The 19,124-nt window shown below is 65.1% G+C and carries 21 protein-coding genes; 7 read left to right on the top strand and 14 right to left on the bottom strand.

What is annotated here, in order from left to right:
- On the top strand, positions 1–478 hold a 478-nt coding region (locus Q8R73_RS02055), incomplete at its 5' end, for a transmembrane anchor protein (protein WP_305717890.1).
- Between the two features lie 36 nt (positions 479–514).
- Here the strand turns inward: Q8R73_RS02055 and Q8R73_RS02060 are convergent.
- From Q8R73_RS02060 to phnC, 5 genes are read right to left on the bottom strand one after another with little or no spacing between them, the layout of a single operon-like run.
- Positions 515–1,393 (bottom strand): LysR family transcriptional regulator, encoded by an 879-nt coding sequence (locus Q8R73_RS02060; protein ID WP_305717891.1) that lies wholly within the window; start codon positions 1,391–1,393, stop codon positions 515–517.
- A 26-nt stretch (positions 1,394–1,419) separates the two neighbouring features.
- The gene (locus tag Q8R73_RS02065) at positions 1,420–2,424 is read right to left on the bottom strand and encodes a phosphonate dehydrogenase (RefSeq protein WP_305717892.1); all 1,005 of its coding nucleotides are present in this window, start codon (positions 2,422–2,424) and stop codon (positions 1,420–1,422) included.
- Positions 2,421–3,224: a phosphonate ABC transporter, permease protein PhnE gene (phnE, locus tag Q8R73_RS02070; protein ID WP_305717893.1), complete on the bottom strand. Its 804-nt coding sequence runs from the start codon at positions 3,222–3,224 to the stop codon at positions 2,421–2,423. The genes Q8R73_RS02065 and phnE overlap by 4 nt, the downstream gene beginning before the upstream one ends.
- Before the next feature lie 5 nt (positions 3,225–3,229).
- The gene (phnD, locus tag Q8R73_RS02075; protein WP_371126008.1) at positions 3,230–4,078 is read right to left on the bottom strand and encodes a phosphate/phosphite/phosphonate ABC transporter substrate-binding protein; all 849 of its coding nucleotides are present in this window, start codon (positions 4,076–4,078) and stop codon (positions 3,230–3,232) included.
- Between the two features lie 54 nt (positions 4,079–4,132).
- Positions 4,133–4,891 carry a phosphonate ABC transporter ATP-binding protein gene (phnC, locus tag Q8R73_RS02080; RefSeq protein WP_371126004.1) on the bottom strand — a complete coding sequence of 253 codons (759 nt, stop codon included), beginning with the start codon at positions 4,889–4,891 and terminating at the stop codon, positions 4,133–4,135.
- Between the two features lie 305 nt (positions 4,892–5,196).
- On the opposite strand from phnC, the gene Q8R73_RS02085 reads away from it, so the two are divergent.
- Entirely contained in the window at positions 5,197–5,973 is a 777-nt protein-coding gene (locus Q8R73_RS02085) for a c-type cytochrome (RefSeq protein ID WP_305717895.1), read from the top strand.
- 35 nt (positions 5,974–6,008) lie between these two features.
- Here Q8R73_RS02085 and Q8R73_RS02090 read toward each other — a convergent pair whose 3' ends face one another.
- The gene (locus Q8R73_RS02090) at positions 6,009–6,464 is read right to left on the bottom strand and encodes a response regulator (protein WP_371126005.1); all 456 of its coding nucleotides are present in this window, start codon (positions 6,462–6,464) and stop codon (positions 6,009–6,011) included.
- A gap of 457 nt (positions 6,465–6,921) precedes the next feature.
- Between Q8R73_RS02090 and Q8R73_RS02095 the strand changes: the two genes are divergently transcribed.
- A complete protein-coding gene (locus tag Q8R73_RS02095) occupies positions 6,922–7,707 on the top strand; it encodes a 2-keto-4-pentenoate hydratase (protein ID WP_305717896.1) in 786 nt (261 codons plus the stop codon).
- A 75-nt stretch (positions 7,708–7,782) separates the two neighbouring features.
- On the opposite strand, the gene Q8R73_RS02100 is transcribed toward Q8R73_RS02095, so the two are convergent.
- Positions 7,783–8,403 (bottom strand): hypothetical protein, encoded by a 621-nt coding sequence (locus Q8R73_RS02100; protein ID WP_305717897.1) that lies wholly within the window; start codon positions 8,401–8,403, stop codon positions 7,783–7,785.
- Positions 8,404–8,580: 177 nt separating this feature from the next.
- Between Q8R73_RS02100 and Q8R73_RS02105 the strand changes: the two genes are divergently transcribed.
- Both Q8R73_RS02105 and Q8R73_RS02110 read left to right on the top strand, forming a co-directional pair.
- On the top strand, positions 8,581–9,258 hold the full coding sequence (locus Q8R73_RS02105; protein WP_371126006.1) for a response regulator: 678 nt from the start codon (positions 8,581–8,583) through the stop codon (positions 9,256–9,258).
- Entirely contained in the window at positions 9,255–11,189 is a 1,935-nt protein-coding gene (locus tag Q8R73_RS02110) for an ATP-binding protein (RefSeq protein WP_305717899.1), read from the top strand. The genes Q8R73_RS02105 and Q8R73_RS02110 overlap by 4 nt, the downstream gene beginning before the upstream one ends.
- Positions 11,190–11,200: 11 nt before the next feature.
- Here Q8R73_RS02110 and Q8R73_RS02115 read toward each other — a convergent pair whose 3' ends face one another.
- Both Q8R73_RS02115 and Q8R73_RS02120 read right to left on the bottom strand, forming a co-directional pair.
- Positions 11,201–11,500 (bottom strand): hypothetical protein, encoded by a 300-nt coding sequence (locus Q8R73_RS02115; protein ID WP_305717900.1) that lies wholly within the window; start codon positions 11,498–11,500, stop codon positions 11,201–11,203.
- 286 nt (positions 11,501–11,786) lie between these two features.
- The gene (locus Q8R73_RS02120) at positions 11,787–12,062 is read right to left on the bottom strand and encodes a hypothetical protein (protein WP_305717901.1); all 276 of its coding nucleotides are present in this window, start codon (positions 12,060–12,062) and stop codon (positions 11,787–11,789) included.
- Between the two features lie 236 nt (positions 12,063–12,298).
- Between Q8R73_RS02120 and Q8R73_RS02125 the strand changes: the two genes are divergently transcribed.
- On the top strand, positions 12,299–12,526 hold the full coding sequence (locus Q8R73_RS02125) for a cysteine rich repeat-containing protein (protein WP_305717902.1): 228 nt from the start codon (positions 12,299–12,301) through the stop codon (positions 12,524–12,526).
- An 86-nt stretch (positions 12,527–12,612) separates the two neighbouring features.
- On the opposite strand, the gene Q8R73_RS02130 is transcribed toward Q8R73_RS02125, so the two are convergent.
- The 5 genes from Q8R73_RS02130 to Q8R73_RS02150 form a co-directional block, all read right to left on the bottom strand.
- The gene (locus Q8R73_RS02130) at positions 12,613–13,272 is read right to left on the bottom strand and encodes a hypothetical protein (RefSeq protein WP_305717903.1); all 660 of its coding nucleotides are present in this window, start codon (positions 13,270–13,272) and stop codon (positions 12,613–12,615) included.
- 128 nt (positions 13,273–13,400) lie between these two features.
- Positions 13,401–13,643, bottom strand: coding sequence for a hypothetical protein (locus tag Q8R73_RS02135; protein ID WP_305717904.1), 243 nt, complete (start codon positions 13,641–13,643; stop codon positions 13,401–13,403).
- A 172-nt stretch (positions 13,644–13,815) separates the two neighbouring features.
- Positions 13,816–14,310 (bottom strand): DUF305 domain-containing protein, encoded by a 495-nt coding sequence (locus Q8R73_RS02140; protein ID WP_305717905.1) that lies wholly within the window; start codon positions 14,308–14,310, stop codon positions 13,816–13,818.
- Between the two features lie 119 nt (positions 14,311–14,429).
- Positions 14,430–16,274 (bottom strand): dihydroxy-acid dehydratase, encoded by a 1,845-nt coding sequence (gene ilvD / locus Q8R73_RS02145; protein WP_305717906.1) that lies wholly within the window; start codon positions 16,272–16,274, stop codon positions 14,430–14,432.
- A gap of 104 nt (positions 16,275–16,378) precedes the next feature.
- Entirely contained in the window at positions 16,379–17,353 is a 975-nt protein-coding gene (locus tag Q8R73_RS02150) for a nitronate monooxygenase family protein (RefSeq protein ID WP_305717907.1), read from the bottom strand.
- Positions 17,354–17,443: 90 nt separating this feature from the next.
- On the opposite strand from Q8R73_RS02150, the gene Q8R73_RS02155 reads away from it, so the two are divergent.
- Entirely contained in the window at positions 17,444–19,006 is a 1,563-nt protein-coding gene (locus tag Q8R73_RS02155) for an AMP-binding protein (RefSeq protein WP_305717908.1), read from the top strand.
- Positions 19,007–19,124: the final 118 nt, after the last annotated feature.

Consider the following 19,124-nt stretch of genomic DNA (forward strand, 5'->3'; position numbering starts at 1 on the left):
AGCCGAGGCAGACCGCCTGAAGGACGGTTCGACCACGCCGGCTCAGCCGGCCCCAGCGACGCCTTCGCCGGACCAGCGTTCAAGCCTGCTGACCACGCTGGCCGGGCTCCTCGTCTCGCCTGCACAGGCCGGCGAACGGGTCGTTCTCGCCCAAGCTGAGAAGACTGACGAGACGGTGATCACGCTGGAGCCGACCAAGGGCGTCGAATACAAGCTGACCATGGTCAAGGGCGCGCAGGTCACGTTCGACTGGAGCGTCAAGGACGGCGTCGTGAACTACGACATGCACGGCACGCCCGGCCCCGGCGCCAAAGAGAAGAGCTACAAGACCGGCCGCGCGGTGGCAGGCGATACCGGCGTGCTGACCGCTGAGTTCGATGGCGGCCATGGCTGGTTCTGGCGCAACCGGGGAGCGAAGCCCGTCACCATTATCCTACGGACCAAGGGCGCCTATGCCGAGATCAAGCGAATGACCTGAGCCTTGCCTCATGCCGGTGAGGGCGAGTGATCGCCCTCACACTACCGGGTACGATCGCTCCGGACCGGCTTCCGCGAAAAAACTCATGGCGGGAGCCGTGGATGGCAGAGCCTCTGGGACAACCATCTTGATCTCTTTGGACAGCGCGATCCCGCGCAAGGACAGCGCTACCAGTTGATGAGCCGCAATCTCGTCCGAAACGGCCGACCTCATCACGACGGAAGCTCCGCGACCCGCGCGCACGGCTCGCTTGACAGCCTCCGTGCTCCCCAAACCGCCGATCGTTATCAGTCGATCCGCTAGCGGTCCAAGCTGCTCACGCAGCAGCCGGCCTGTCCCTGTCCCAGGCTCACCACCCAGCAGTGGCTCTGTGAGCAACTCCTCGACCGTGAGCGCGTCAAGCCCGCCCCAGCGATGACCGGGTGCAACGATGATGACGAGCGGTTCAAATGCCCATGTCCGGGCCGAGAAGCCCTTTCGCTCGTCCCACCATTCGAGCACGGCAAGATCGGCTTCGCCGCGCCCTATGCGGTCGATCGCATCGGGATTGGGGCCAATCCAGGTTTCGACAATGATGCCGGTCGTGGTCTGAAAATCCGCGATCGATGGCTGCAGCATGTAGATGCCGACATTGCTCGAGGAGACAACTCGCAAACGGCGACCGCGTAACAGGGCAGGTGCGCGCTCGGCTGTCTCGACGAGCGCACGCGCGATGGGCAGGAAACGCTCCCCTTCCGCCGTTGTTCTGGCCTCTCGGGTCTGGCGATCGAGCAGGGGAACAGCCAGTTCCTCTTCCAACTGGCGGATGTGATCGATGATCGTCGACGGCGCGAGTTCGAGCTGACGCGCAGCCGATCTCACCCCACGCGTCTCGACGATTGCTAGAAAGGTTCGCGCATGGACAAGATTCAGCATCGATCAGACGTCTTCCAGAGAGCAAATCAGATATTAGGTTGGTTGACCGCGCCGTCAGGCGTGGACCCGGCTAGAGCTTGAAGGATGCTATGCGCGGCCGATAGCTCGATCTGGCGCCGCGCTAGAGTCACTGCCGAGCCGAGATGGGGCGTCAGGATAGTGCGGTCCCGTTGCGCGATCAGTTGAGGATGGATCGCCAGAGGTCGATCGGGCCTCGCCCAATCCTCGCATTCGAAGACGTCCGCAGCGTAGCCGCCCAGTCGACCGCTATCGAGGGCATCGGCGACAGCTTGCTCATCGACGAGTGACCCGCGGGCTGGATTGACCAGAAGAGCACCCGGTTTCATCTGGGCAATGGTGGCGGCGTCCATTAGAGAGAGAGTGCTTGGGGTCAGCGGGAGTCCCAGGATCACGATGTCGGCCTGCGCCAGTAAAGCCGGCAGCGCCACCATCTCGATGGGCTGGGATATCTCGCGCTCCTGCGCGTCGCAGGCGATCAGCCTGCAGTTGAAGCCCGACAAGCATCGCGCGATGGCCTGCCCCACCTGGCCAAACCCGACGAGCCCAACGGTCGAGCCCGATAGCCCAGTGCCGTAGAACTGCGGCCGCCATCCTGTGAAGCCGTCATGCCGGATTCGCTCGTCGCCGATCCGGATATGGCGTCCGAGCGCGATCGTGAGCCCGACCGCCAGCTCTGCCGTCGGCACGGTCAGCAGGTCGGGCACGATGGTGACCCAGACGCCGCGCTCGGTCGCCGCCTCGACGTCGATGTTGTCATAGCCCTTCAGCGCTGCGCCGATAATCCGCAGATCGGGGCATCGATCGAGAAAAGCGCCGTCGATGTAATCATGCATGAACGCCATGAGAGCGGACGCGCCTTGGCAGCGCTCGATGAGCGACTCGCGCGGCCAAGGCTCGACCGCCTGGTTGGACAGAACACGCGCCGCGCCATCGAACGTCGCGCGGGTTTCGTCGAAGGACCGGCTGGTCAGGACAACAAGAGGCAAGGCCGCCGATGGCGCGCTTGTCATTTTAGAGACTTTCGGAGAGATGCGCCGATGCTGTCGACGGCGACGACGCAGGCTAATATCGACAGCAGTATCGCCGATACTTGATCATAGTTCAGCAGGCGCAAGGCCGCGATCAGCTCGAACCCGATCCCGCCGGCTCCGACGATGCCAAGCACGGCCGAGGCGCGGAAATGATACTCCCAGCGATAGATCGTCACGTCCGTGAGCTGCGGCAGGACCTGCGGCAGGACCGCATGCGCGATGACCTGCAGCGGCGTCGCGCCGGCCGCTCGCGCCGCTTCCAGAGGTTTGGGGTCAACATGTTCGATCGCCTCAGCGTAGAACTTGCCGACCATCCCGACCGAGTGAAGCGCAAGGGCCAACACGCCGGGCAATGCGCCAAAGCCGACGGCAGCCACAAACAGCACGCCAAGGATGATCTCCGGCACGGAACGGAGGAACGCCAAAAGGGTTCGGACGGCAAAACAGACAACTGGGTGCGGGCTGGTGTTCAGGGCGGCCAACAGCGCTAGCGGCAGCGAGAAGACGACCGCGAGCGCCGTGCCCGCGATCGACATGGCAAGGGTGTCAAATAGCGGCCGCAGCCAGGACTGCCAGCGCCCGAAATCGGGCGGGATCATTTCGTCGGCAAGCTGGCTGATCGCCGGGCCGCTCTCGATGAAGCGCTGGAGGTCGAAAAATCCCGTCACACCCAACGCGATGACGCAGACGGCGATGATCGCGGCCAGAAGCCCCGCCCCACGCAAGGCGGAGCGGCGTTCTTCGGCAAGAATTGTATCGAAGGACCCGGATGCGCTCATGCCATTCACCCGAGCTTGGCGATATCGAGATTGAGAATCTTCGCCATGTCGCGCAAGACGTCGTAGTCCTTGTCGGTGGCTGGCGCGAGCCGCTCGACCCGGAACAGCTTGAGGATCTCGGGATCCTTGAGTTCGAGGAACGCCTTCTTGATCGCGTCCTTGAGTTCGGGCTTGAGGTAGCCCTGCATCGTCAGCGGATAGTTCGGGATCGGATCTGACAGCGCAAGCTGCCTGAGCTTGGCGGGATCGACCTTCTTGGTCTCGACCAGAACGCGATAGATCTGCTCCGAGAGAGCCCCCGCGGGCACCTGGCCGGCGGCGACGGCGCGCGCGACCGCGTCGTGCTGGCCGAGATGAACGACCTTGTAGTCGGCATCGCCGATCAGTCCCTGCTTGGCGAGATGGGCGCGCGGCGCCAGATGGCTCGACGTCGAGGCCCGGTCGCCGAACGCGAACGGCTTGCCCTTGATGTCGGCGATTTCCTTCACCGGACCGTCGGCGGTGGCGATCAGGATCGACTGGTAATTGGGCTTGCCCTTTTCGACGCCGACGCCGAACGGCTCGATTTCCGGCGCCTTGGACTTGGCGAGCACATAGGAGAACGGGCCGAAATATCCGACCTCGATCCGCCCGAACCGCATCGCCTCGATCATCGAGGAGTAATCCGTGGTGACGATGATCTCGACCGGCTTCTTCAGCACGCCCTCCAGGTAGACCCTGAGCGGCTGCGCGTTCTGGATGAGCGTCGCGGCATTCTCGTCCGGAAGCAGCGCGACACGCAGCTTGTCGGGGTTGGCCTTGTCGGCGAAGGCGGGACCTGCGAGCAGGCCGAGGCCGGTCGCGACCGATGCCATCAGGAAATCACGGCGTCGAATCATGTATTCTCTCCATCCTGTTGAAGGGTTCGGTCAGGCGGCCTGCGCCAGGCTCTGGCGTTCCGTCGCGTAGATATGATTGAGCGTGAGCGACCCGAGTTGATCGGGCGCGCCGTCGAAGACGATGCGGCCCTGGGCGAGGCCGATGATGTGATCGGCGAACTGGCGGGCGAGATCGACCTGATGCAGGCTGACGATCGCGGTGATGCCGTCCTCGCGGCAGATCCGGTGAAGGTCCTCCAGCACCCGGACCGAGGTGGCGGGATCGAGGCTCGCGACGGGCTCGTCGGCCAGCACGATCTCCGGCTTCTGCGCCATGGCGCGGGCGATGCCGACGCGCTGCTGTTGCCCGCCGGAAAGCTGGTCGGCGCGGTGCAGCGCCCGGTCGGCCAGACCCACCCGGTCGAGCGCCTCCAGCGCCAGCAGGCGGTCGGCGCGCGGCAGCGGAAACATCGAGCGCAGCGCGCCATGCGCGGCGAGTCGTCCGGTCAGGACGTTGTCGAGCGCCGACAGCCGGCCGATCAGGTGATGCTGCTGGAACACCATGCCGGTGCGCCGCCGGTGATCCCGCAACTGGGCCCGGCTGGAGAAAATCGATCCGTGCCCTTCGACACGAACCTCGCCGGAGGTCGGTCGCACCAGCCCGTTCAGGCTGCGCAGCAAGGTCGATTTGCCGGCGCCGGAGGTGCCGAGCAGCACGATGAATTTGCCGCGGTGAAACACCGCGCTGGTAGGCCGCAGCGCCACAACGCCGTTGGGATATGTAACGGCCACATTCGAAAGCGATAACATGTCGGACCTCGGAGCGCAGCGGCCGCATGTTCGGCTGATCCGAACAAAACCGGTCATTGTTCACTCCTACCGACTATCAAGCCCCCGTGACGTGGGAATGACAGGTCGGATAATTGCGAAGCGTTGATCCCAGGGGCGGCTTTGCTGCGCGGAGCATCGCTACCGGAGAGCTGCCGCTCGATTGATTCAAATCAATACGAAGATCGGGGATGGGGGAGTAATCGTACCAAAGGGCAGCCGTTGTGGCGCAGGATTCAACGCTCGGGGATCATGGTGCGATGGACGCGAGCCGCCGAACTCTCGGAATGCTGGTTGTTGCCGGCTCGCTGCTGTCGGCCATCCAGATGCTTCACGCGCAGGACGGCAAAGGCGCTGCCGGGCCCGCGGAGCATAGCAACCTCGCCGATTTCGTCCATCGCGCGCCACCGCAGCCCACCGAAATCTGGTTGCGCGCGGCGGGCGGGCGTATCTATGACAACTGGTGGGATGCCCTCGACCGCAGGAAGCCGGAGGGTACGCATCCTGCCTATCCCGGGGCCGGGAAACGCACCGGCGCGAATACCTGGCGCTGCGTGGAATGTCACGGCTGGGACTATAACGGCAAGGACGGACTGTACGGCAGCGGCGAGCGCTACACCGGTATCAAGGGCATACGCGGGGCTGTGGGGCGAGACGTAAACCGCATCGCGGCGCTGCTGCGGGCTGAACCTCACAGCTACAAGCGGGAACTGATCAACGACGAGGAAGTGCAGCGCGTGGCGATCTTCGTCAGCCGGGGACAGGATAATGCCGACCGTCTGATCGACCTGAAAACCGGAACTGCAAGAGGCGATCCCGTGCGGGGTGCCGGACTATTTCAGACCACCTGCGCCGCCTGTCACGGATTCGACGGTCGCGCACTTGACTGGGGTGCCGCCAAGGAGCCGGCATATGTCGGCACCGAAGCCAACAAATTCCCGCACGAGGTGCTGCACAAAATTCGTAACGCACATCCGGGCGTGGTGATGATCAACCTGCGCGGTTTTCCGCTCCAGGACGCCATTGACGTTCTGGCTTTCGCCCGGACCTTGCCGTCGAAGTAATCGGCGCCCGGCTGCGCTGCGCGCTCCGGCTGCGATCACATCGCGCGGGTCAATTCCCGGACCGCATCGATGATCTGCGTTGCCTCGTAGGGTTTCGGGAAGAACCGGGCATCCGCCGGAAGATCGCCGTCCTGCAACTTGAAATGTCCCGACGTTGCGATGATCTTGACCGGCGGCCAACGGTCCCTGACGGCCGCCGCCAGTTTCAAGCCGTTCATCATGCCGGGCATATCGATGTCGGTGAACACAAGCCGAATTTCGAGATGGTTCTCCAGCATCTGAATGGCTTCGTCCGCGTTGGTGGCCTCCAGCGTTTCGAAACCGGCTGCGGAGAGGGTCTCGACCACATCCATGCGAATGAACGTTTCATCCTCGACAACGAGAATGCGGATGGGCGTGGGGATCAAAGGCATATCAAGGGAGCTCACAGGATCTGGGTTGTTGGCCAAGCGCCGGGGTATCGGTTTCAGTTCGGTCGGAAATCTCGACAAGGTCCGCCGATCTCCTTGCATCCACCCAGATCACACCTGGCGGCGCCGGTAAGGAAGTCCTGACCGTTCGGAAAGGAATCGGAGGCGGTCGGGGCGACCATCCTCGGTTCGGAAGGCATGACATGGCCGGTTCTGGGTAGCGCCACTTCACGGAGTGCTGACCATACACGGAGAGCTTCAAGGAGCCTGCCGTATCAACTGCCCGAAGGACCACGCACCCCAACGCCGGCAACAACGCTTCGTTCCGCCGCAGGGCACCACCGATCAGGGATCGATTGCGGAAGCCCCGGCTCTGCGAACGATCGCGGCCAAACCGACCAAATCGACTTTTTCATCCATGAAATCAATCCCGTTGCGGATATGCCGAGACGGAACCGGACAAGAAGGCGAGCTTCCCGGGTCAATTTCCGATATCATGGGCAGCAAGTGAACGCCAAGATTTACGGGGAGACAACCGATGGACCAACTCGCGGCACGACGCGCAGCCGAAACGCTGCTCGCAGCACATCAGGCCAATGCGCAGTTCGCGGCACTCGGCGCGCCGGACCGACCCGCCGATGTCGCGGATGCCTATGATATCCAGCAGAGCTTCGTCGCGCTGCTGCGGGCCACGCACGGCGACGCCGTCGGCTACAAGGTCGGATTGACCTCGGCCGCGATGCAGACGTTCTGCGGGATCGACCATCCGATCGCCGGCGTCGTGCTCGCGCGGCGCGTGGTGCCATCGGGAGCCGCGGTCCGCCGCGCGGATTACGGGCGGATCGGGCTGGAATTCGAAATCGCCGTTCGTCTCAAATCGGACGTGCCGGTGACCGGCATGCCGTTTACCGCCGAGTCCATCGCGCCGCACATCGACGGCGTTTGCGCCGCGATCGAAATCGTCGACGATCGGAGCGCGGATTATGCCGGCCTCGACGTGCTGTCGCTGGTGGCAGATAATTCCTGGAATGCTGGCATCGTGCTGTCGGAATTTTCCAACACATGGCCCGATCTGGCAGCCGTGCCCGGCCGCGCCAGCAAGGACAGCGCGGCGATCGGCGAAGGCCACGGCCGCGACATTCTCGGTCATCCGTTCAATTCCGTCGCCTGGCTTGCCACACAGCTGGCTTCGCGGGGCGCGGGGCTGAAGAAAGGCGAAGTCGTGATGACCGGAGCCGTGATGAAAACCGTGTTTCCGGACGCCGCCGCGCGCTACCGGTTCGAGCTCGAGGGATTGGGCTCCGTCGAGGTGCGGGTAGCGTGACGCACCTGCCCGTTACGCCAGGAAGGCCCCCGTCGACGAAGCACATGTTTGCAAGATCGGCAGAAAGCAGGTCCTTCAATCCAGCCCAAACAAGCGAATTCGAGGCGCCTCCGCGCTCCTCGGGTCGAAGGCTGGACGACGGTGTTCGGTTTCTTCCCTTACCTTTGCCTCAAACGCGCGCAGTCCTTGATCCGGATCTTGCCGCCGCTGATGGCGTCGCCTCTCCGACCATTGCCGGCGGCGCTCGCTCCGTCGCTTCTCAGTAGCGGCTCGCTTGACGTCAGTATCCTTCGCACTGGCGAACGCGTCGCTGGCCTCGGGTGCGGCCTTTTTCTGCGCGGGCGGGGATGGCTTGGACTCCGGGGGTGCAACCGCAACGGCGGGCTGCGGCGCAGCCACCGTCTCAGCCGCTGGCGTGGCCGGCGCAACATCTTGTGCCGGCGTCTCGGGCGCCGGTGCGGCCGGCGCAGCGGCTATCGTGGAAGGCGACGCTGCAGCCGGGTTCGGCGCGGGTTCCAACGGCACGGCTATCGGGTCAATCGGCTGCGACGACATCCGCTGCTCGAGCTTGGTCAGTTCCGCGGTGGGGGATTTTGGATTGACCATTTCGGCAATCAGCAACCCACCGCCGAGACCGCCGGCGATCGCGGCGATCACGGTTGCCGCCCCTGCAAAATAAGCCGTCGAAGCGCGCATGATGGTGCTCCCTTTCCAATTGAAAAACGCGCGGCCGTTGCCGATGTTCCGGCTGCCCGGTACTGAACCGGCCTGAGCAAGGGAACCGGATTCGGATGCCCCCCATGAACATGGCGGTCGCCAAACCGGTTCCCGGCGCTAAACTGCGACTGCCATGGGAAGGCAGCCGGGACAGGAATGAGTGTGTTGAGCGATCAGGGCGCTTCGCAGCCGATCTCGATCTTGCTGGTCGAGGACGACGCGCCGACCTTGTGGCGGCTGCAGGACGCGCTGGCCACGGCCGGATTCCACGTCACATCGGCGGCGACCCTGGCCGAGGCGCGCGCCAGCCTGGCGCAGGCCGGCCCCAAGGTGCTTCTCACCGACCTGCAACTGCCGGACGGCCACGGCAATGAGTTGATCCGCGAGACACGGCTGCGCTTTCCCGACACCGAGATCATGGTGATCTCGATTCTCGGCGACGAGGAGAGCGTGATCTCCGCCATCACCGTCGGCGCCACCGGCTATCTCCTGAAGGACGCGTTTCCGACCGACATCGCCGCCACCGTGCGCGAACTGGTGGCCGGGCATTCGCCGATCTCGGCATCGATCGCCCGCTTCATCGTGCGCCGGACCCAGAGCACGGCAGAAGCTCCGCCCGGCCCGCCGCTGAATACCGCCAGGCTGACGCCGCGCGAGATCGACATCCTCTGGGGCATCGCCAAGGGTTTCAGCTATGCCGAGATCGCCGGCCATCTCGGTCTGTCGCGCCAGACCGTCCCCGGCCACATCAAGAACATCTACCGCAAGCTGGAAGTTCACACACGCGGCGAAGCGGTGTTCGAGGCGCTGCAGCAAGGCCTGATCCGGTTGTGACCGACGCCGCACCGACGACCGCTCCTTCCGGCCGGCGCCGCTGGCCGAGGCGGGCGACGCTGCTGATCCAGTATCTGCTGCTCCAGCCGCTCATCATTGTCCTGTGCCTGGTCGTACTGCGTATCCCGTCACCGGAGCCCCCTTCCCGTTATCTCGTCACCGATTTCAGCCTCCGGGAAAACGGCGTTGAACGGTCCGTCACGCTGCCGCATTTCATCACGTCGCGTTACACGATGCGCGATCCGCCGCTCTACAGCGGCCGGTTCGATTTGTCCGGCGGCGTGCCACATGGCGCGTGGTCGGTATTTCTGCCGCGCTTCACCAACGGCGTCGAGGTAGCCGTCAACGGCGTCGTGATCCTGGACAGCCGGCGCAACCCCGCCGCCAACCGTCCCGATCGCAACACGCCGGAAATCGCGGTAATTCCGGCATCGCTGCTGCGCAACGGCGCCAACGATATCGCCATCCGGCTGTTCGTCTGGGGCCCGATCCCGGGCTTTCTGGATCGCATCTCGGTCGGCCCGGACGCGATGCTGCGGCCGAGTTACGACGCGCGCACGCTGCTGTTCGTCACCCTGCCGGTGGTGATTTCGGCGTGGCAGGCGATCCTCGCCGTGATTCTCGGCATCATGTGGGCAATGCGGCGCCATGAGCCGGCCTATGGCGTGCTCGCCGTGGCGATGGCGATCGGCGTCGGCCAGGCATTTTTCCACACGCCGCTGGAAGATTCGGCGCTATCCAGGCTGAACGCGATCCTGATCTCCGCGGCGCCGCTGGAAAGCGCGTTCGTGCTGGCCTTCGCGCTGTTGTTCTTCGGCTGGAAATGGCCGCGTTACGGCTGGCTCATCTTCGTCCCCGGCCTGGTGGTCGCGGCAGCCGGACTGGCCGGCGATGCGACGCTGAGCCGCGACGCCTTCCTGCTGGTCGGCGCGCCGACGGTCGGCCTTTATCTCATCGCGCTGGCGGTGGTGGTCGGACACTCGGTGTGGCGGCGACAGGACGCGATCAGTTTCATGCTGGGCTGCGCGCTGACGATCGTGCTGACCTGCTGGGCCCTCGACGTGCTCTCGGTGGTCCAGATCTTTCCCAATCGGCGCATCCTGTTCGCGCGTCTGTCCTATTCGGCCATGCTGGTGGCGATCGGCGCCGCGCTGACCTGGCGGTTTGCCCGCGCGCTCAACCAGGTCGACGGCTTTGCCGCCAGCATGGTCGTCAAGGTGCGCGAGGCCGAGGACAAGCTGAAGGCCAGTTTCGTCCGCGAGGAAGAACGCGCCCGCGCCGCGGCGCTGGCGCGCGAACGCACCCGCCTGATGCGCGACCTGCATGACGGCCTCGGCGGCCAGCTCGTCAGCATCGTCGCGCTCAGCGAGCGCGGCAATGCGAGCGCCGGAATTGGCGACGCGGCGCGGGCGGCGCTGAAGGATCTCCGTCTCGTGATCGATTCGATGGACGATATCGGCGGCGACCTGATGCTGGCGCTCGGCTCGTGGCGCGAGCGGGTCACCGCACAGTTGCGGCCGCATGACATAGCGCTGGTCTGGCGGGCGGTCGGCCCGCAGGGCCTGCCGGTCCATCCGGAACTCAGGCCGTGGCACGTCATCCAGATCGTGCGGCTGCTGGACGAGGCCGTGACCAATGCCGTCAAGCATGCCGGGGCCCGGCGCATCACCGTGAGCATCGAGACAACGGGCGATGCCTCGGGCGTCGCGCGGGGCCGCATCACCATAGAGGACGACGGCAAGGGCTTCGTGCTGGCGCCGGACTGCGAGGCCGGCGCGGCCGGTCAGCATGCGGCGCGCGGCCTGCGCAACATGCGAAGCCGCGCCGCACGCTGCGGCGCGGAACTGGATCTGACCTCGGATGCGGGCGGCACCCGCGTCAGGCTGACATTACCCCGCCGCTTCCCCGACAGCGACGCCGCTGCCGGTTGAGCCCGGGTTGTTCAGCGGCGGCCGACGCGGTTGACCGGACCGCCGCGGTTCATCGGCGTGCCGGCGCGGACGCCAACGCCCGGCGCACCGACGCCGACCCTCGGCGTCACCACCGCAGCGGCGGCCACAGGCGCGGCCACCACCGGCGCGACTGCAACCGGGGTCGGCCGGACCACGCAGCCTTTCGGCACGCCGACCGTCTTGCAATAGACCACCGCGGCTTCGGCCGTGGCTGCGCCCAGTGAAATCGACGCCAGCGTCGAAAGCACCGTCAAGCTCAAACCAGCGACCACCCATCCTGCCTTCTTCATCTCATCTCTCCTGATTGGCCATGCAGCCCGGGCGAACGACCGGCCGGTCATCGCCGCTGCCGTGAGATGTTGGTGAACCATCGCCGCGCGCGAAAACATCCCATGAAGATGGGGTGGAGGCCGGCGCTGCCGTTCAGTCCGTATTCATGGTGACGGGGACCCGCGGCATCCCCGTGAACGACGAAGGCCCGCGCGGCTTGCACAACATGCGAAGCCGTGCGGGCGCTTTGGTGCGAGACTCGTAACTTCCGTTGCCGGCAGAGACGCGATGCCGGCGGGTTCGAGCCTAGCGGCGGCCGGCGCGGTTGACCGGACCACCGCGGTTCATGGGCGTGCCGGCGCGAACGCCCGCACCCGACGCGCCGACGCCGACACCGGCGACGCCGACCCTGCCCGGTGCGCCCACCGCCGCAGCCGGCCGGGCCACGCAGCCTTGCGGCACGCCGGCGGATTGGCAGACCACGGCGGCTTCGGCGGAGCCTGCACCCAGCGAAAGCGGCGCCAGCACCGACAGCACCGTCAAGGTCAGACCCGCACCGAGCCACATTGCTTTTTTCGACATTTCTTATCTCCCCGTTGGGATCGGTCTTGCGATCAACGTTGGATCGTCGCAGCCGGCACCAGAGCCGCGACGCTGGGCCGCGCGGGTCAACATCAGATGAAAAAACGTGTGCAGTTTGCGTGCAACAGCGTCGCCCGCGGCAGAACCCGCGACACCATGAACATGGCGTATACCCCGAGCGCCATTTCGACGAGGTTTCACCCGCTAGCGGTCAAGCAACCTTTGGAAAAGGACCCATGATGAGAACCTCACTACTCGCTACCCTTGTCTTCGTATTGTCGGCCGCATTGGCGGGCGCACAGTCGGGACCGAGTCCGCAGGAACAGATGGCCTGCCGTTCCGACGCTGGAAAATTCTGCGCCGCGCATATCGGCAAGCCGCCGCAGATGAACGCCTGCCTGAAGGAGAACAAGACCAGGCTCTCGGATTCCTGCCGCAAGGTGGTGGAATCCCGCGGCGGATGAGTTGGCGAGAGCTTTCGCTCCTCGAACCATCCTCCGCTGCCTCATGGTGAGGAGCGCCTGCGGACGGCAGCGAGCGCGCGCCGTCCTCAAATCATCGAGGCGACTTTATCCAGACCGATGATGCGGGCCAGCGTGCGCACTTCGCGCTTCTGGTCCTCGCGCAGTTGGAACAGCAGCGGCATCGCTGCGGACTTCAGCTGCTGGACTTCGGCCGCATCGGGATCGATCAGGGCGCCGGGATCGGACTTGCGGCTCGCGTGGATCTTGCGGGCAATGCCGCGCAGCGCCGTTTCCACCGCCGGCCAATAGGATTCCTGGGAAGATGAAAGCTTGAGCCGTTCCTTGATACCGGCGATCTGCGTGTCGCTGAGCAGCGCGTAGGGTTTTTGTACCGGCGGCTGCGGCTTGGCGACGACTTTAGGCTTCGGCGGCGGCAGGGGGGCGGCAATCTGCGGCGGCACCAGGTCGGCGGGGGCGGTCGATGCATAGGCCTGGCGAAGCGGCTCGCTCAGCGCCACCTCTTGCGACGGTGCGAGCGAGGCCAGTGCGAACCGGTTGGCGACCGCCAGCTTGTCCTGCTTGTTCGCCTTATTGGAGACCGGACTGGGAACCGGGCTTTGGGAAAGCGATGCCGTGGTCATTTCGAGTCCGGCTGCCGGAACGCCATCGCGCCCCAGAATGCTGGCGGCGGTGGCGCCAACCACGAGAAAACAGGTCAGCGCGATAATCGTCGTTACCCGCGTCAAGCAACTCTCCGTTTCCCCAAGGCGACCCGATCATACTTTCAGGATGACTAGGAATTAATTAAGGCCTAACCATGCCGGCCCTGCGGCATGGCCCAATCCGGGCAAAACCGTCGCCAAAATGGTTAATTTCAGGCCGCAACTGCCAGTTCGTAGGCATCCTGGATATCAGCCACGATATCGGAGGCCTCCCACAGCGCGTCCGGCGCCACCGATTTCAGGCTGATGGTCCAGTTGCCCTTGGGGGTGCGGGGCATCGAGACGATGTCGAATTTCACGCTGCGGCACAAAGGGTGCCGTTCCAGCGCACAGGCAACCCGGGCCCTGATCTCGTCGATGGTGGCCGGGGTCTTTGCAAATGTCTCGAAATCCATCCCGCATCCCCTCGAACGGCAGTTCCTGGCGCATGCGACGCACGGCCATGGAAGCGATTCTTGGAGCGAGATGGTTAACCGCGCGTTAAGCCGCGGTGAATCCGTAGTACCACGGCCGGGCGCTGTTCCTGTCCGAGATCAGCCGCAACGCTGCCGCTGTAGCGGGACGCACTCATTGGCCAACCTGTTGAGGCGGGAGATCGGGAGCCCCGTCGGGCGTTGGAATCCTCTGAAGGTCGGCAATCAAATCCTTCATCTCCCGGATTTCCCTGACCTGAGCTTTCAGAATATCGTCAGCGAGTCTTCTCACGCGCGGATCGCGAATGTGCGCCCTGTCGCTCGTCATCACGGCTATCGAGTGATGCGGAATCATTGCCTTCATGTATGAAAGGTCCGAGACCGTTTGCTGGCTTCGAACGAGCCACAGGGACGCTGCGAATACAGCAACGCTGCCTACCATTATCGCGATGTTCGCCATCCTGTTCTTGTACATATCCCACATGAAGCTCAGCATGATCATGGCCATCACCGCCCCCATCAGCAGCGCCATCCAGGTCCGCGTCTGGCTGTAAAAGACATGATCGAGCGCCCAGGTATTGAGGTACATGAGCGCAAACATGACGACTGTGGACGTGACGATCATCGTGGCGAAGCGGCCGTAGGACATGCTGGACCTCCCGGAACAAGCATGACGCCTCAATCCCTGAAAAGGTTCCGCTTGGGACAGCAGCAAGTCCGGAAGCGCCCGAGGCGGCCTGGCGCGCTAACGCGAGGTCCGCATCCCGGCTATTCAGGCACCACCCGCACCGCGCCGCGGGCGGCGCTGGTGGTCAGCGCGGCATAGGCCTTCAGCGCCATCGTGATCTTGCGAGGCCGCTTCTTCGCCGGCTTCCACGCCCCCGCCCCGCGGCTCAGCATCGCCTCGCGGCGCTGCGCCAGAACGGCGTCCTCCACCAGCAGGCTGATCGAGCGGGCGGGAATGTCGATGCGGATCCGGTCGCCGTCCTCGACCAATCCGATCAGGCCCCCCTCCGCCGCTTCCGGCGAAAGATGCCCGATCGAAAGTCCCGAGGAGCCGCCGGAGAAGCGGCCGTCGGTGACCAGCGCGCAGACTTTCCCGAGCCCCTTCGATTTGAGGTAGCTGGTCGGGTACAGCATCTCCTGCATGCCGGGGCCGCCGCGCGGGCCCTCGTAACGCACCACGACAACGTCGCCAGGCTTGATCTTGCCGCCGAGGATGCCCTCGACCGCGGCGTCCTGGCTTTCGAAGATCCGCGCCGGTCCCTCGAATTTGAGAATGCTCTCGTCGACGCCGGCGGTCTTCACGATGCAGCCGTCGAGCGCGAGGTTGCCCGACAGCACGGCGAGACCGCCGTCCTTCGAATAGGCATGCTCGAAGTCGCGGATGCAGCCCGTGCTGCGGTCGGTATCGACTTCCTCGAAGCGGCGTTCCTGGCTGAACGCCACCTGGGTCGGCACGTTGCCCGGCGCCGCCATGAAGAACTTGCGGACGCTCTCGCTCCGGGTGCGCTTGATGTCCCAGCGGCTGAGCGCATCCTCCAGCGTCGCGGCATGCACCATCGGCAGTTCGCGGTGGATCAGATTGGCGCGGTCGAGTTCGCCGAGGATGGCCATCACGCCGCCGGCGCGATGCACGTCCTCGAGGTGCACGTCGGGCACCGAAGGCGCCACCTTGCACAGCACTGGCACCCGGCGCGAAAGCCGGTCGATATCCTGCATGGTGAAGGGGATCTCGCCCTCATAGGCGGCGGCCAACAGATGCAGCACCGTGTTGGTGGAGCCGCCCATCGCGATATCCAGCGTCATGGCGTTCTCGAACGCCTTGAAGCTGGCGATGTTGCGCGGCAGCGCGCTCTCGTCGTCCTGCTCGTAATAGCGTCGCGCCAGATCGACGATCAGGTGGCCGGCCTCGACGAACAGCCCCTTGCGGTCGGCATGGGTGGCCAGCACCGAGCCGTTGCCGGGCAGCGCCAGGCCGAGCGCCTCGGTCAGGCAGTTCATCGAGTTGGCGGTGAACATGCCCGAGCACGAACCGCAGGTCGGGCAGGCCGAGCGCTCGATGGCCTCGACATCGGCGTCGCTGACGGATTCGTCGGCGGCGGCGACCATGGCATCGATCAGGTCGACCGACCTGATCTTGCCCTTGATGCTGACCTTGCCGGATTCCATCGGTCCGCCCGACACGAAGACGGTCGGAATGTTGATCCGCAGCGCCGCCATCAGCATACCCGGCGTGATCTTGTCGCAGTTGGAAATGCAGACCATGGCGTCGGCGCAATGCGCGTTGACCATGTATTCGACGCTGTCGGCGATGATTTCGCGCGACGGCAGGCTGTAGAGCATGCCGTCATGGCCCATGGCGATGCCGTCATCGACCGCGATGGTGTTGAACTCCTTGGCGACGCCGCCGGCCTTCTCGATCTCGCGCGCCACCAGCTGGCCGAGGTCCTTTAGATGGACGTGGCCCGGCACGAACTGGGTGAACGAATTGACCACGGCGATGATCGGCTTGCCGAAATCCTCGTTCTTCATGCCGGTGGCCCGCCACAGGCCGCGGGCGCCCGCCATGTTGCGGCCGTGGGTGGTGGTGCGGGAACGATAGACGGGCATGGAATTTCCTTTGAGGATCGAGAACGGTTGACGGGAGGTGTTTAGCCGGTGTGGCCTTCGGCTTGAAAGCGCTTTGTCGCAGGGGCGCCATGCGGCGGCCCGTTCTATTGCACTGCAGCGCAGCGATACTCGGCCAGCGTCTGCGCCACGAGGTCGTCGACCGCAAGCACCGCCGATACCCCCGAGGTCGAATGCCCGGCGCTCCAGATATCGCGCCAGCGCGCCGGGCGGCTGTCGCGGGCGCCGATGTCGATATCCTTGCCGATGTCGATCGCACCGCGCGGCGGCAGGTTTTCGGGATCGAGGCCGGCGGCGGCGATGGAGGGACGCAGCATATTGGTCTGCAGGCCGGTAAAGGCCGTCGTCAGCAAAATATCGTCGGCACTGCTCGCCACCAGCATCGCCTTGTACCTCGGGTCGGCCATGCTCTCGGCGGTGGCGATGAACTTGGTGCCCATATAAGCAAGATCGCAGCCGAGCGCCTGCGCCGCGCGCAGCGCATGGCCGTCGCCGATGCCGCCGGCCAGTACGACCGGCCCGTCGAAGAACGCGCGCACGGCACGCACGAATGCGAAGGGGTTGAGCCAGCCGGTCTGGCCGCCCGCCCCGGCCGTCAGCAGCACCAGACCATCGGCGCCCGATGCCACCGCCCGCTCGGCATGGCGGATGCTGGCGACGTCGGCGAACACCAGCGCGCCCGCATCATGCAGCGCCGCCAGCACCGGCGCAGGCGAACCGACCGAAGTGATGACGAGTTCGGGCTTGTGCCGCAACAGCACCTGCAGATCGGCATCCAGCCGTGCGTTGGAACGGTGCACGATCAGGTTCGGGCAAACAGGCGCCGCAGGCTTTCCAGTCTCGTCGGCGTGGCGGCGCAGCCGGTCTTCGATTTCGTCGAGCCAGCCATCGAGCTGTTCGGGGCTGCGGCAATTCACCGTCGGAAACGAGCCGATCACGCCATTGCGGCAGGCCGCCGTCACCAGATCGACGCCGGAGACCAGAAACATCGGCGCTGCAATCAGCGGCAGACCGAGACGGCCGTGAAAGCGCGTGAGCAGATCGGTTTTCTTCAAAGTCATTGTCCCCGCTTCGACACTGATGCTAGCGTTTTCTCAACATTGGCACGACCAGACGCCCAAACAAAGCCAGTGACAAAATCAGGAGGAAACATGTCCGATCCGCTTTATGCATTTCCGACCGTGTGCGCGCAGACGCTGCGGGCGCTGGCGCGCTATCCGACGCGCACGGCATTCTCCTGGTCGGGCGGATCGATCAGCTATGCCGGCGCCACCGACCTGATCGGCCGCATCCAGAAGGTCTTCATGCAGCTCGCGCTGCCTCCCGGCGCGCGCGTCGCGCTGTTGTCCGCCAACCGCGCCGACAGCTGGTGCAGCGGCGTGGCGGCGCAACTGGCCCGGCTTTCGGTCACCTCGCTGCATCCGCTGGGATCGCTCGACGATCAGCTGTTCCAGATCGAGGATTCCGAAGCGCAGGTGCTGGTGGTCGACGCCGATACGTTCCGGGACCGAGGCGGCGAGCTCGCGGCCAGGGCGTCCAGCCTGAAAGCCGTGTTCACGCTGGGCGCGGCCGGCTACGGCAGCGACCTGCTGGCCGCGGTCGAGGAGGCCGGCACCGCCAGCCCGCGCAGTCTTGCCGGCCCGGACGATATCGCGACGCTCAATTACACCGGCGGCACCACCGGCAGGTCAAAGGGCGCGCTGCGCTACCACCGCGAATATGGCGGCTTCGCCAACGCCATCCTGGCCGATTTCGAGATCCCGGATACGCCGAGCTATCTCACGGTGGCGCCGATCAGCCACGTCGCCGGCACCAAGGTGCTGCCGACGCTGATGCGCGGCGGCACCGTCCACCTGGTGAAGGGTTTCGATCCCGAGGCGGTGCTCAGGACCATCGAGCGCGAGCGCATCAATTTTACCCTGCTGGTGCCGACCATGATCTACGTGCTGCTGGATCATCCCGCGCTCGAGCGAACCGATCTCTCCTCGCTGGAGCTGCTGCTCTATGGCGCGTCGGCGATGTCGCCGAGCCGGCTGGTCGAGGGCATCGAGCGGATCGGGCCGGTGTTTTCGCAGCTCTACGGCCAGACCGAGTGCTATCCGGTATCGGTGCTGCGCAAGAAGGACCACGACCCGAAGACGCCGGAATTGTTCACCTCCTGCGGCTTTCCGATCGCCGCCTGCGAGGTCAAGGTGCTCGACGACGACGACCGGGAAGTCGCGACCGGCGAAGCCGGCGAGATCTGCGTGCGCGCCCCGCATGTGATGGCCGAATACTGGAAGCGGCCGGAACAGACCGCCGAAACCCTGAAGAGCGGCTGGCTGCATACCGGCGACATCGCCCGATCGGACGAGCGCGGCTATCTGTTCATCCTCGACCGCAAGAAGGACATGATCGTCTCCGGCGGCTTCAACATCTTCCCGCGCGAGGTCGAGGACGTGCTGTCGCAGCATGCCGACGTCGCGATGGTGGCCGTGGTCGGCGTGCCCGACGACAAATGGGGCGAGGCGGTCACCGCCGTCGTGGTCGCGCGCGAAGGCGCGAGGCCGAATGCCGATGAACTGATCGCGCTGGTGAAGGCGCGCAAGGGCGCGGCGCATGCGCCCAAGCACATCAAGTTCGTCACCGAGCTGCCGATGACCGGCGTCGGCAAGGTCGACAAGAAGGTGCTGAAGGCGGGGTTCTGGGTCGGCCGCGACCGGATGGTGGGGTAAGAAGCGCTCGCGCTAAAGCGGCCATGCAAGCGACTTACCGATCTCACATAGTCGGTAATGGGGATGGGCAAACACGACCTCGCAATCTCGCGGCGCGTTGCGCCCGAGGTTTGCCGGA

Source organism: Bradyrhizobium sp. (genome assembly GCF_030697065.1).
GTDB lineage: Bacteria > Pseudomonadota > Alphaproteobacteria > Rhizobiales > Xanthobacteraceae > Bradyrhizobium.